This window comes from Edaphobacter sp. HDX4 (assembly GCF_036877565.1).
Classification (GTDB): domain Bacteria; phylum Acidobacteriota; class Terriglobia; order Terriglobales; family Acidobacteriaceae; genus Edaphobacter.
The window spans coordinates 1-11,996 of sequence record NZ_JAEDXW010000043.1 but is presented as its reverse complement, the minus strand read 5'-3'; the positions used below and the strand labels follow the sequence as shown (position 1 = coordinate 11,996).

At 58.8% G+C, this 11,996-nt stretch carries 10 protein-coding genes, 1 other RNA gene and 1 pseudogene; 5 read left to right on the top strand and 7 right to left on the bottom strand.

Annotated features, from left to right (window positions below):
• Positions 1 to 108 precede the first annotated feature (108 nt).
• Together JAO29_RS22945 and JAO29_RS22940 are read right to left on the bottom strand one after the other, a co-directional pair.
• Positions 109 to 453, bottom strand: coding sequence for a ribonuclease E inhibitor RraB (locus JAO29_RS22945; protein ID WP_334270614.1), 345 nt, complete (start codon positions 451 to 453; stop codon positions 109 to 111).
• 88 nt (positions 454 to 541) lie between these two features.
• Positions 542 to 2,013 (bottom strand): annotated as a pseudogene (locus JAO29_RS22940) (GH1 family beta-glucosidase).
• 279 nt (positions 2,014 to 2,292) lie between these two features.
• Here JAO29_RS22940 and JAO29_RS22935 point away from each other — a divergent pair.
• A complete protein-coding gene (locus tag JAO29_RS22935; protein ID WP_334270613.1) occupies positions 2,293 to 3,684 on the top strand; it encodes an MFS transporter in 1,392 nt (463 codons plus the stop codon).
• A gap of 40 nt (positions 3,685 to 3,724) precedes the next feature.
• Here the strand turns inward: JAO29_RS22935 and JAO29_RS22930 are convergent, their stop codons facing one another.
• The 3 genes from JAO29_RS22930 to JAO29_RS22920 form a co-directional block, all read right to left on the bottom strand.
• Positions 3,725 to 4,897 (bottom strand): acyltransferase family protein, encoded by a 1,173-nt coding sequence (locus JAO29_RS22930; protein WP_334270612.1) that lies wholly within the window; start codon positions 4,895 to 4,897, stop codon positions 3,725 to 3,727.
• Positions 4,898 to 5,018: 121 nt separating this feature from the next.
• On the bottom strand, positions 5,019 to 6,290 hold the full coding sequence (locus tag JAO29_RS22925) for a PP2C family protein-serine/threonine phosphatase (protein WP_334270611.1): 1,272 nt from the start codon (positions 6,288 to 6,290) through the stop codon (positions 5,019 to 5,021).
• 100 nt (positions 6,291 to 6,390) lie between these two features.
• On the bottom strand, positions 6,391 to 7,392 hold the full coding sequence (locus JAO29_RS22920; protein WP_334270610.1) for a pectinesterase family protein: 1,002 nt from the start codon (positions 7,390 to 7,392) through the stop codon (positions 6,391 to 6,393).
• A gap of 92 nt (positions 7,393 to 7,484) precedes the next feature.
• Here JAO29_RS22920 and ffs point away from each other — a divergent pair.
• The 4 genes from ffs (at position 7,485) to JAO29_RS22900 (ending at position 10,412) form a co-directional block, all read left to right on the top strand.
• Positions 7,485 to 7,582, top strand: an RNA gene (gene ffs / locus JAO29_RS22915) — signal recognition particle sRNA small type.
• A gap of 317 nt (positions 7,583 to 7,899) precedes the next feature.
• Positions 7,900 to 8,916: a beta-ketoacyl-ACP synthase III gene (locus JAO29_RS22910; RefSeq protein WP_334270609.1), complete on the top strand. Its 1,017-nt coding sequence runs from the start codon at positions 7,900 to 7,902 to the stop codon at positions 8,914 to 8,916.
• 139 nt (positions 8,917 to 9,055) lie between these two features.
• Positions 9,056 to 9,685, top strand: a complete 630-nt coding sequence (locus tag JAO29_RS22905; protein ID WP_334270608.1) for a PadR family transcriptional regulator — start codon at positions 9,056 to 9,058, stop codon at positions 9,683 to 9,685.
• 28 nt (positions 9,686 to 9,713) lie between these two features.
• Entirely contained in the window at positions 9,714 to 10,412 is a 699-nt protein-coding gene (locus JAO29_RS22900; RefSeq protein WP_334270607.1) for a hypothetical protein, read from the top strand.
• A gap of 76 nt (positions 10,413 to 10,488) precedes the next feature.
• On the opposite strand, the gene JAO29_RS22895 is transcribed toward JAO29_RS22900, so the two are convergent.
• Together JAO29_RS22895 and JAO29_RS22890 are read right to left on the bottom strand one after the other, a co-directional pair.
• Positions 10,489 to 11,211: a YqaA family protein gene (locus JAO29_RS22895; protein ID WP_334270606.1), complete on the bottom strand. Its 723-nt coding sequence runs from the start codon at positions 11,209 to 11,211 to the stop codon at positions 10,489 to 10,491.
• Positions 11,212 to 11,281: 70 nt separating this feature from the next.
• Positions 11,282 to 11,996: menaquinone biosynthetic enzyme MqnA/MqnD family protein (locus tag JAO29_RS22890; protein WP_334270605.1), on the bottom strand; the 715-nt coding region annotated here is incomplete at its 5' end.

Genomic DNA, 11,996 nt, shown 5'->3' with positions numbered 1-11,996 from the left:
GAGGCTTCGCTCAGGATGCCACCTTCGGGAAGGCGATTTGGATTGGGTGAGGTTCTGCAAAATCCCAGGTCTCAGAATCGAGACCTGGGGCACCCGGCGGTGTTCTCTCTATTGGAGGTGTTTGCCGGGTTCAGAGAAACATCCCCACCCGTCGTTATATCCACCCATCGTGTCTGCGACATCTTGGAGCTCTCGTTCGAAATCACTGATTCCTGCTTGAGATGGAATCATGTTTTTGACGACGACAACATCCCATGGATGACTCTCCTTCGTCTGGGTGAATCGGATGGTAACCGGATAGCCTGCTTTGCGGAAATTTTCCGCAAACTCTTCGGCTGTCAAATCGGTGGAGAAAACGACAGTAAAGTCGATGTCGCGCGCACGGCTAATGTCATCTCCTTCCGCCTCCAATCGCCGAAGCGCGTCCCCGTTCTCGTCGTGCGGATGAATCATGGTTGGGATCCCTTCTTCGAGCAAAACAGAATGATCAGGAGTACTCTACTTTGCTCGGAATGGCGTCTGATTTGGGAGTACTAGTCTGCTATGCCAAACCGTTGCGGGAGATGACCTCTTTGTAGAAGTGGGCGCTCATCTTGGGCGTGCGCTTCTGAGTCTTGAAGTCGACGTAATGAAGGCCGAAGCGGTAGGCGTAGCCGTCGGCCCACTCGTAGTTATCCATGAAGGACCAGCAGAAGTAGCCTTTGACGGGAACGCCCTCGGTGACTCCGCGATGGAGCTGCGTGAGGTAGTTGCGAAGGTACATGACGCGGTCGGAGTCGTACACGTGGCCGTCGGGGGTGAGGACGTCGGTGGAGGAGGCTCCGTTTTCGGTGATGTAGATCTCGCTGACTCCCCAGATCTCGGCGATGAACTTGGGAGCCCAGTAGAGACCCTGCGGGCCGACTCGCAGCCAGGAGCTCATCATGTGCGGATACGACTCGGGTGCGGGGATGATGGCGTAGCCACGGGCGTTGTCGTCGGCGCGGACCCAGGTGGTGGTGTAGTTGTTGAGGCCGACGAAGTCGATGGGTGAGCCGATGGCCTTCATGTCAGCCTCGGTAAACTTCGGCGCGTCGGCTCCGTGGTGCGAGAGGTAGGCCTCGGTGTATTTGCCTTCGAGCACGGCGGTAAGATAGCCGGCGTTCTCTTCGCGCATGGCCTTGCGGGCTGCCTCGATGTGCTCGGGAGTTTCGACGATGGGAGAGCAGGCTTCTGCATTTTCCGCGAGGCCGACTTTGACTCCGGCTTTTGCGTGAGCGCGGATGGCCTGTACGCCGAGGCCGTGAGCGAGAACAGCGTTGTGGCGCACCTGGTTGACCTTGGCTACGGGAAGCTTGAGGCCGGGTGCGTGGCGTCCGTCGCGATAGCCGATGTCGACGAAGGAACGCATCTCGTTGAGGGTCATAAAGTGGGTGACGCGGTCGGAGAGATGCTGCGCGACATAGCCGGCGTAGTTGGCGAAGGCTTCGGAGGTCTCGCGCGACTGCCAGCCGCCGTACTTGTCTTCGAGTACCTGGGGGAGGTCCCAGTGGAAGAGGGTGCAGTAGGGCTGGATTCCGTTAGCAAGAAGCTCATCGACGACGCGGCTGTAGAAGTCGATGCCCTTGGGATTGGGGGTTCCGGTTCCGTTGGGGAAGATGCGGGGCCAGGCGACGGAGAACCGATAGGTCTGGAGGCCCATCGCTTTCATGAGCTGAATGTCTTCTTTGTAGCGGTGGTAGTGATCGTCGGCGACGTCGCCGGTGTCTCCGTTGTTGGTCTTGCCGGGGTGTGGGAGAAGGTGTCCCAGATGGAGACGCCGCGGCCGTCTTCTTTTACGGCGCCTTCGACCTGGTAGGAGGCCGTCGCGGAGCCCCATAGAAAACCTTTGGGGAAGGATTGGGGGATCGGGGCTTTTCCACTGGTTGAGAGCGTGCTCGCAGCCTCTGCGGAGAGGGAAGGCAGGAGGACCGGCGCGAGAGCGGCGGAGCCGAAAAGGCGACCAAATTCACGTCTGGAAAATCGATTGAACACTGGGTTTCCCTTCTCGAAAGTGTCAGGGAAGTGTATCCGCTCGGGGTGATAACTGCCAATGATTGTGGCGGCTAAAACGCGTTAGCAGAGTCTTGTCCCGAGATTCAGGCGGCTGACAGGCGCACGACTGAGCACTATTGATTTGGGTGCTGATGCCGGAGGAACCCCTTGGCAGAGGAGGGGGTGGGGCAGGAGAAGGCAAGGCTTCTGCTGTCACAATTCACATCCTGTTTACCCGATATTAACTTTGCCCCGCATCCCTATTGTTGGGAGACTGCTATGGCAAAGGTGATCGACACCAACCGGAGTGATTTCTCGGAGATGGATAACGCGGAGATCTCGAGGGAACACTGGAAGATCATGTTTATCTCGGGAATGGGTTTCTTTACGGATGCTTACGATCTCTTCATCATCGGCGTGGTGATGGCGTTGTTGAAGCCCATGTGGCATGTGGGCAAGGTAGAAGAGGGTCTGGTTGAGTCGACGGCGCTGCTGGCGTCAGCTCTAGGTGCGCTGCTCTTTGGCCGGGTCGCAGACATGCTGGGGCGCAAGCGGATCTATGGGTTTGAGGTGTTAGTGCTTGCCGCAGGTGCAATAGCATGCGCTTTTTCGCCAAGTATATGGTGGCTGATTGGCTTCCGCTTCATTCTGGGGGTTGGGATCGGCGGGGACTATCCTGTCTCCGCGACGATCATGAGCGAATATGCCGGCAAGAAACATCGTGGAATGCTGGTGACACTGGTCTTCGCGATGCAGGCAGCGGGCCTCATCGTCGGTCCTCTCCTGGCGGCGACGTTACTTGCAACGCACGTATCCCACGACCTTATATGGCGCCTGTTGCTTGCCTTCGGTGCGCTGCCCGCGCTGGCAGTGTATGGTGCGCGCCGTCATCTCCGGGAGACGCCGCGCTTTCTCAAAGCCTCTGGACATGAAGAGGATGAGTCGGGGAGGTTGAAGAAGTCAGAGCATTTCGATAAGAAGACTCACTCAGTCTCCTTCTGGGATGGCTTTCACCGTCTCGTGGACAACAAGATGATTCTGGCGCGGCTGATTGGCGCGAGCGCCGCATGGTTCCTGATGGACTTTGCTTACTACGGCAACACTGTATCGAGCCCGCTTGTATTGTCGGCGCTAGGCGAGGATCACACGTTGCTGCAGAAGACGCTGACACAGCTGGGTATCTTTGTCGTGTTTGCGGCACCAGGATATGCAGTTGCGGCGCTCACCATGGACCGGATCGGACGCAAGAGAATTCAAGGTCTTGGATTCTGTCTGATGGCAGTGATGTTCGGTCTGCTTGCACTGATTCCGAATATCGAGAAGCTGACCTACCCCTTCCTGGTCATCTATGGGCTTAGCTATTTCTTTACCGAGTTCGGTCCGAATGCGACTACGTTTGTGTATCCGTCCGAGATCTTCCCCGTGCGGGTTCGGACCACCGGTCACGGAATCGCTGCAGCGATGGGAAAGATTGGTGGCTTTATCGGCGTCTTTACCTTTCCATTCTTTATGCATTGGCATGGATTGCCTGCCGCTGAAGGTGCCGCTGCCATCGTAAGTATCCTGGGACTGATTGTGACGATCTTCCTACTGCCGGAGACGAAGGGGAAGAGTCTCGAGGAGCTCTCAGAAGAGCCGTCAACGCCGATCGAAAGAGCCTCTGCCGCTTAGTGTATGGAGGAAAGGCGATGAGATACAAGGAGCAGCGGAGTCAGACTTTGACGGTGGCTGCTGCGAGAGTAGCGCTGTCCTTGTGCTTTCGGCGGATCCAGCGGTTGATGGGCTCGGTGTAGAAGGAGGCGACAAGCCATCCTGCTGTTCCTGCAAGGATGATGGATGCAAGAAACAGGACGGGGACAGCATGCATGGGTTTGCCGAGCCGAACGAAGATTTGAAAGAGTGCCAGAACGACGAAGATGTGGGTGAGATAGATCTCGTAGCTGTGTCGACCCAGGCTGAGGATGGGGGCGAAGAGGCGAGGGGCGCGCCATGAGGATTGGGATGCCGCTGCGATTACGAGACAGGTGCCCAGCGCGAGTACGGTCATGTTGAGGCCGTTTCTTCCGAGCCCCCAGAGATAGGCTTCGATCGAGAAGCCGAGAGAGAAGACGAGCAGTCCGGCACCGAGAGTTCCGCAAAGATAGATTGCGGTTTTAGGAAGGCGTCGCTGTGAGAGGAGGAGTGCGGTGATGCAGCCGAGGGCGATGGCATCCATGCCGCCGAGGTAGGAGTACTCCCGCCAGACGGGGTTGGGATTGAAGGCTCGCGATCGCGCGAAGGGACCGGCTATGACGAAGAGCATCAGCACGAAGAGCAGAGCTTTTTCTTTACGCAGGACGCGGGCGGCGACGGGGAATACGAGGTAGAAGATCTCTTCGACGGAGAGAGACCAGAGGATATCCCAGGCAGCCGGAAGATAGCCTCGCGTGGCTTCGAGATAGTTGATGTGAAACGTGAGAGCGGCCAGGAGAGCTCGTCCGAGTCCACCGGTTTGCGGCGAAACAATGTAGCCGGTGACATGTGTGAGGTGCAGTGCGCTGAGGATAGCGAGAAGGAGAAGCATCAGCGGTGCGATGCGAGCGAAGCGGAGGAGATAGAAGTCAGAGATGGAGATTCTGGGGAGCGAGCCCCAGCGGCGGATGCTTGTCGAGGTAATGAGAAAGCCCGAGATCACGAAGAACATCTGCACGCCGAACTGGCCGTTCCACACGAGGGAGTAGACGAGTTGTGGAGGAAGGCCTTTCGTGTAGGGAACGTGGGCGGAGAGCAGCCGCATGTTGACGTGGTTCGTCAGGACGAAGAGGATCGAGAGGCCGCGCAGAAGATCGATGCCATCGATACGGCTCCAGCTTCGGGCGACAGGTCCTGGGACAGGCGAGCTCATCTCCTTGAGTATCGTCTGACCGGTTGAGTTGAAGCTGAATTTTTCGAAGCGATACGTCAGCGGAACTTACTTCAGCACCCACGGTATTTCTGCGTCGGGATGAGAGCGAAGGCGTTGCAGGCTAGCGGCTCCGAATGAGAACCGCGGTGGCATCGTTGGCACTGTCTGAGCCTTGGCCGAAGAGTTGCACTTCCTCGATCAGACCCTTGATGCAGGCATTGGGTTGAAGGAAGTGGTGGAGCAGCCGTGTCGATCCATACTCTTCCTCGTCGCGATTCATGGCTTCGGTGATGCCGTCGGTGTAGAAGAGCAGTTTGGTTCCGGCGTTGAGCTTGAGGGTATGTTCGGGATAGGAAGATGCGCCCAGTCCCAGAGGCATGCCGGTGTCGATCTCGAGGAAGCTGCACTCTCCATTGATGAGGAGGGGCAGCAGATGTCCGGCGCTGGCGACGGTGATCTCACGCGAGCGGGCGTCGAGCACGGCGTAGATCATGGTCACGAACTTGCCCAGAGGAAAGTCTTCGCAGAGTGTCTGGTTGAGTCGCAGAAGCGTCTGGCCCGGTGAGGCATCGAGCTTCGCCAGCGATCGCAGAATGGCCCGCGTGGCGGACATGAGAAGCGCAGCGGCCATGCCTTTTCCGCAGACGTCGGCAAGGGCGATGCCGTAACGGTCCTGCCCGAGATCGATAAAGTCGAACCAGTCTCCGGCGACCAGCCGGGCGGGATGCCACGCGGTCTCAAAGGCGAACTCAGGGACGAGAGGAACCGCCTTGAGAAAGAGTGCCTGCTGGACGGCTCGCGCCTCCTCTGCCTCGTTCTGGATCGATTCGCGTTGCTGGCGCTCGTGTTTGAACCGGTGCGCATTCTCGATGGCGACGGCGATGTGTCCTGCTAGAGCTTCGAAGACCTGCAGATGGTCGTGGGGGAAGGCATCTGTCTGCATGTGGCCGATAGCGAGGACGCCTATGACTTCGCCATTGATCTTGAGCGGAAGAGCAGCCTCGGATCGGGTATTCAACTCATAGGCGATGTAATGGGGATCCACCGCCAGGTCGGGGGCGTAGCGCATCTGTCCACTGGCAGCAACCTGGCCGACCATGCCGCGGCAACCGTTCCGAAGGCGAGCTCCCTTTTTGTTGGCGGTATGGCCGCGAACACCGTGGAGAACCATCTCGTCTGTCTCAGGGGCACGCAGCCAGACGGAGACCTCGACGCAGCCGGTGGAGGCGATGATGTCTTTCGCGACGCGGTCCAACAGGGGATCGAGATCGAGGGTAGAGGTGATGAGCTGGGCTGCCCGTTGCAACTTCATCAGGGCCTGAACGAAGTTACACGGCGTATTTGAACGCAAGGCCGGAACGCAAAGAACGCCTGATTGCGAGATCGTTTCCATCCGATCCTCCTGGGGAGGGCAGGCCGGGCGGGGGTCTGACTCAAACTTTAGATGTTCGGGAGGATGGCGCGATGCCAAACTTTCCCGCCTGGGTCGTCGGTCAGGGGAGTCGCGCGGCTTCCGCTATAGGGTTCCAGTGGTCTCTGCCGCGGAGGAAGTTTCTGGGCTCGAACTGCTTTGCCTGCGCGGCGGTGAGCTGGTGTGTCCAGGAAGGGCGCTCGGAGGTTGCGGCTCCGGGGCCAGTGTTTCCGTACTCGGCATAGAACGCGGTCTTCTCGTTGGAGGTTTTGTTCCAGTTATTCCATCCCTGTGGGGCGATGGTTGCCGGGAGTTCGGTATTGAGATAGACGACGCGGGAGTAGGGCCGCCAAGGCCGCCCAAGGAAGAAGTAATGCCCGGAGAGTCCGGCCTCATCGGCAGTAACGCGGCTGTTGACGATGACGTAGCCGGTAGTCTGGTCGGCCGAGGTGCGCGACTGCGCGGTCAGGTAGCCGGGGGAGAGCTCGTGTAGCTCCGAGTGGTCGAAGACCGCCTGGGCGTTGCCGAAGATGAAGTCGACCGTGCCTTCGATGTAGGTGTCGAGGTAGTACTGGCGGCCGTAGTCGGCAAAGAGGGTGTCCTGGTGGCCGAGGATGCGGCAGTGCTTGAAGACGGCGCGGTCGGAGCGAACGGCGATGGCGACGGCCTGGCCGGTATTGCCGGCGGTGTTCTCGAAGGTCAGGTTGTCGGCCTCGAATCCTGGCGCGTCGACGCGGACGGTCTCGGTGAAGAAGGTTCCTCCGGCCTGCTTGGCGTTCATGGAGTTTGTGATGACGACGTCATCGGGTTTTTTACCTTTGCCGACAAAGGTGATGTTGGGGTGGTTCTGGGTGATGATGACGCGCTCGTGATAGATGCCGGGCTCGATTTCGATGTAGACGCGTCCATTTTTTCCGGCGAAGGGATGGTGGTCCATGGCCATCTGGATAGTGGGGAACTCGGTCGTGCCCTCAATGCCGGTCTTTACTCCGTGAGCGACGCGGACGTGGACGTCCTGCGCGGCGGAGCGAGAGGGAAAGGAACAGATGGAGGCAGTAAGGAGAAGTGGCAGGACCAATCGCATGGCAGAAAGGGTAGCAGGCGGGAGACATGGCTGGAAACGTCTGAGCTCAAGGGATTTGGGGTGTGGATTTCCAGATGTTAGAATGAGACGTGTGCCGGGTCCTACGCGACGTAATCCCGCCAACCCCGCCAGGTCCGGAAGGAAGCAACGGTAACGGGTCATTACGGGCGCAGTAGGTCGCCCGGTACATTTTTATGCCTCCCACCGTCACGATTGGCGGTTCCGGAACGGCGCACAAGGATCGCCCCACACATTCCCAGCCTCAGTCAACGCGTTGCAAGGGACCGGTCAGAGATGATCTGCCCGGACAGCTTTGTTCCGGAGCATAGATCCAAGCTCGCTTGTTTCTCTTCTTACCCTGTATCGAAGGATCGATTTGCGTTGCACTGCGTGTGTCTGCCATTGCCCCGGCGCGAGTGATGGAGTGACAGGCTGTATCTTCTTTAGAGAAAATGATGTCATCACGGGAAATGGGTTTGAACGACCCCAGGATATAGAGGTGAAAGTTTGAGTCTCACGTTGAAGCCGCGGACACAGGTGCGAGCGAAGATCTCTTCAGTAGGTGCTTATGTTCCACCACGATTGTTGACCAACGCGGATCTCGAGAAGATGGTTGAAACCAACGACCAGTGGATCGTAGAGCGAACGGGAATCCGGGAGCGACACCTGGTCGATCCTGGAGTTGCCACCAGCGACCTGGCAGTCGAGGCGGCAAAGTGCTGCCTGGCCAAACGGGGCGTGGACCCAAGCGAGATCGAGGTCATCATTGTTGCCACGGTGACCCCGGACATGTTGTTTCCGGCTACGGCCTGCCTTGTGCAGAACAAGCTGGGATCCAAGCATGCCTGGGGATTCGATCTTTCGGCAGCATGTTCGGGCTTTCCTTATGCGCTGCAGGTGGGGGCCAAGCTGGTCGAGAGCGGGATGCACAAGAAGGTACTCGTAATTGGGGCCGACGTGATGAGCTCGATCATCGACTACACGGACCGGACGACGTGCGTGATCTTTGGCGACGGCGCGGGCGCGGTTCTGCTGGAGCCGTGCGAAGAGGGCGAGATCGGCCTGATCGACTACTGGCACGAGATTGACGGCTCGGGCGGAGTGTCGCTGAATATGCCGGGTGGCGGCAGTCTTCATCCTCCAACGGCTGAGACAGTGGCCCAGAAGATGCACTACGTGCACCAGGACGGACAGGCTGTCTACAAGTTTGCTGTGCGTAAGATGGCGGAGGCAGCCGAGACGGTGCTGACCCGCAATGGCGTCAAGGGAAGCGAGCTCTCCTGCTTTATCCCTCACCAGGCGAATAAGCGCATCATCCTTTCGACGGCGGAGAGGCTGGGGATGCCGGAGGAGCATGTTGTCATCAACATCGATCGCTACGGCAACACGACGGCGGGAACGATTCCCCTGGCGATGCAGACGGCGCTTGATGAAGGCCGCCTGAAGAAGGGTGACCTTGTACTCCTTGCCAGCGTGGGAGCCGGCTTTACCGTCGGCGCTACGCTGCTGCGGTGGGAGTTCTAGAGCAGAACCCGTCTGGCGGAAGATTGACGAGGAGCGAGCCCTTTGTGGGCTCGTTCCTTTTTTGGTGTTCCAGCAATTTCCTGGGAACCGGAGGTAATCGTTTGCGTATACCTATCTATTAGATATATATCTCTAAGATATGTTGAAGGAAAAACAGGGAACGAAGACACGAACAGAACGGCCGACGCCGACCGCAACGGCGGATGCCCTGCTGGGCGTCCTGAGTATGGCGCCGATGTCGGGCTATACGCTGCGGTCGGTGATCGCTCAATCGATCGGCAACTTCTGGAGTGAGAGCTATGGGCAGATTTACCCCGCGCTGAAGCGGCTCACGGCAGAGGGACTGGTGGAGAAGAAGACTGAGCGGCAGAAGGGCAGGCCTGACCGGAACGTGTACTCGTTGACGAGCAGCGGCACGGAGCGGCTGAAGCGGTGGCTTGAAGTTCCGGCTACCACAGAGGTGCCCAGGAACGATCTTTTGTTGAAGCTCTTCTTCGGCGTTCATGCGCCGGTGAGCGCAAGCCGCAGGAATGTGGCGGAGTTCGTAGCCGGACAGGAGGCGGCGCTCGAAAGGTATGCGGCGATCGCGAAGGATCTGGAACGAAAGAAGAAGGACAACGAGGCAGTCAGGTTCTGGCTGATGACGTTGAGCTACGGGCGACATCACAGCACGGCGATGGTCGCGTGGGGCAGGGAGACGCTGAAAGAGCTGGACGCCATTGAGAAGCAGGGACGAAAGAGATCGACGACGAAGAAGACAAGCGGTTGATGAAGCGATAGAGGCGAGGAGGACGGCGATGCACGGACATGGATTGGATCCACTGTGGGTAAAAGTGTTTTTGACGATTCATATCGCTGCTGGAACGATGTCGTTTGTGCTGGCGCCGGTGGCTCTGGCGACGGCCAAGGGCGGCAAGCAGCATAAGCGCTGGGGCATGGTGTACCTGTGGTCGATGGGAGCCGTGGCCGCAACGGCGGTGCCGATGGCTTTCTTCTTCCCGGTGCGCTTTCTGGCACTGGTGGCGGTCTTCAGCTTTTATCTTGCATTTGCGGGCTATCGCGTTCTCCGCCTAAAAGATCTTGTTCGTGGCGGGCGTGCCCGGGCGATTGACTGGATTGCGGCCATCGTCACGTTGTGCTCCAGCCTGTTGCTGGCGTGGCTCAGCGTTTATCGGGCGTCATCGATTGAAGTGATTCCGCTAGTAGGCGTGATCTTCGGGTTTATCGGGAGCAGTGCGGCGGTGCGCCAGATGCTGACTTTCGTGTTCAAGCCGAAGGAGAAGATGTTCTGGTGGTATGGACATCTGGGCAATTTCATAGCCAGCTACATCGCGGCGTGGTCGGCGTTCAGCGTGGTGACGCTTGGAGGCTTGCTGGGAAATACCTGGTATGTGTGGCTGTGGCCTTCGATGCTGGGAGTTCCGGCGGTGATTGCCACGACGGGGTATTACAGGCGCAAGTTCGCGCCCAGGAAGCCGCGCGAAGCGACTGCGTAAGACAGCAATCAAAGAAAAGACCTTGTGAAGTGAGAGTTTGCAGGCTGCGGAGAAGATGGACGCGATGGTCCTCCAGCTATGCCGCGGTCTTTCCCTGAGGAGCAAGGTCTTGCGAAGCGTTGACGCTTCGCGAGGCCTTGTAGAGCTGCATGACGGCGATGCAGCAGCTTACAAGGATGATGCTCCAGGTGATGACAAGGATGGTCGTCGCGTACTTGGCGGAGAGGTGGTTCCAGAGCCGAAGGATGGGTGCACCGTAGTAAAGGCCCAGGCCCGCCGCGATGAAGTGACGGGCAGTACGGCTGATGATGAAGGCGGAGAGAAAGGTGCGCCTGGACATCTTGAGGGCTCCTGCGGCGAGCACAAAAGGCGCCAGCGGAACGGGCGGAGGAAGTATGGCGGGAAGCGCAACGGCGAGGATGGCGTGGTGCTCCATCCACTCTCGAACCAACTTGAAGATGCGAGGAGGGACACGCTTTTCGAGGAAGGCCATTCCTCCCGACTGTCCAATTCGATAGCTGAAGTAGCCGCCCAGTGCTGATCCGGCCGAGGCCACAAGAACGAGCAGAAGCCAGTTTTCGTGGCGCGCAGCCATCAGGACCAACATGAGATCCGTGACTCCGGGAATCGGCAGGGGAACGAAGGAGGAGTCGATGATGGAGACCAGGAAGAGGCCGAAAGGTCCAAAGCTAAACAGGAAGTGCATCAGAGCCGATCGCGGATGCGTAGGGGCCACCAACGCCAGCGCGATACGTCTGGCGAGATCGGCCAGAATCGAAGTGGCAGCCGTGGTGGTCATATAGATATGACGCTCAAGCAAGGTGTTGAGTCGCGTAATGGTGAAGAAAACCCCCCAAACGCCCTCAGGGTTACAGGAATCGGAGGTCGGGAAGGGAAGGCAAGATGCCGTATTGCGCGGCATAGCGGCGGAATAGCTGCATGGCGGAGACGCACTCCGGGGTGAGCTTGTAGTGGATGTTTATCGAAAGGTAATCATGAATGATGCTGGCCGGAACAGCGATACGGGGGGTCCATTCCCGGACGAGGTCTTCGATGTGTTCCAGGCCGTGATCGCGGGATTGGAGCAGGTCGTCGGCAATCTGCGTGGCGGTTATGTGGCTGGTGGAGAGAGCCTCGGGTCGGAGAGCCCAGACGGCCGCAACCCACGGTAAACCGGTTCGCGTCCGCCATTCGTGCGCAACGTCGAACCACTGGCAAGGCCCGACGGTCGCTTCGATCTGGGAGCGGTGTTCGAGTGCCAGCAGAGCGGGGTCGCCGATCAGCAGGGCGGCATCGGCCCGTTGGAGCATCGATATGGGATCGGCAGGCTGCGTGACGAACCCTGGCTGGGTTCCAAGAAAGTGGCGGAAGAGGATCTCGATATAGGCGCGGGAGCTGCGTGAGGCGTTGTCGGCGGCGACGGTCCGGACCGCCTCAAGGCTGTGGGATCCCTTGACGATGAGCTGAATCGAACGGACTTTGTCGAGAGAAGCGATGGTGCAGCCGGGTACGATGGCGAGTTCCGGCGTCAGAGAGGCGATGGGGATGAGCCCGAGGTCGGCCCGACCGGAGAGCAGTTCGTCG

What these genes read in the sequence shown, in the direction of transcription:
- JAO29_RS22945 (WP_334270614.1), bottom strand. Translation starts at nt 453, where the DNA reads ATGATTCATCCGCACGACGAGAACGGGGACGCGCTTCGGCGATTGGAG.
- JAO29_RS22935 (WP_334270613.1), top strand. Translation starts at nt 2,293, where the DNA reads ATGGCAAAGGTGATCGACACCAACCGGAGTGATTTCTCGGAGATGGAT.
- JAO29_RS22930 (WP_334270612.1), bottom strand. Translation starts at nt 4,897, where the DNA reads ATGAGCTCGCCTGTCCCAGGACCTGTCGCCCGAAGCTGGAGCCGTATC.
- JAO29_RS22925 (WP_334270611.1), bottom strand. Translation starts at nt 6,290, where the DNA reads ATGGAAACGATCTCGCAATCAGGCGTTCTTTGCGTTCCGGCCTTGCGT.
- JAO29_RS22920 (WP_334270610.1), bottom strand. Translation starts at nt 7,392, where the DNA reads ATGCGATTGGTCCTGCCACTTCTCCTTACTGCCTCCATCTGTTCCTTT.
- JAO29_RS22905 (WP_334270608.1), top strand. Translation starts at nt 9,056, where the DNA reads ATGTTGAAGGAAAAACAGGGAACGAAGACACGAACAGAACGGCCGACG.
- JAO29_RS22900 (WP_334270607.1), top strand. Translation starts at nt 9,714, where the DNA reads ATGCACGGACATGGATTGGATCCACTGTGGGTAAAAGTGTTTTTGACG.
- JAO29_RS22895 (WP_334270606.1), bottom strand. Translation starts at nt 11,211, where the DNA reads ATGACCACCACGGCTGCCACTTCGATTCTGGCCGATCTCGCCAGACGT.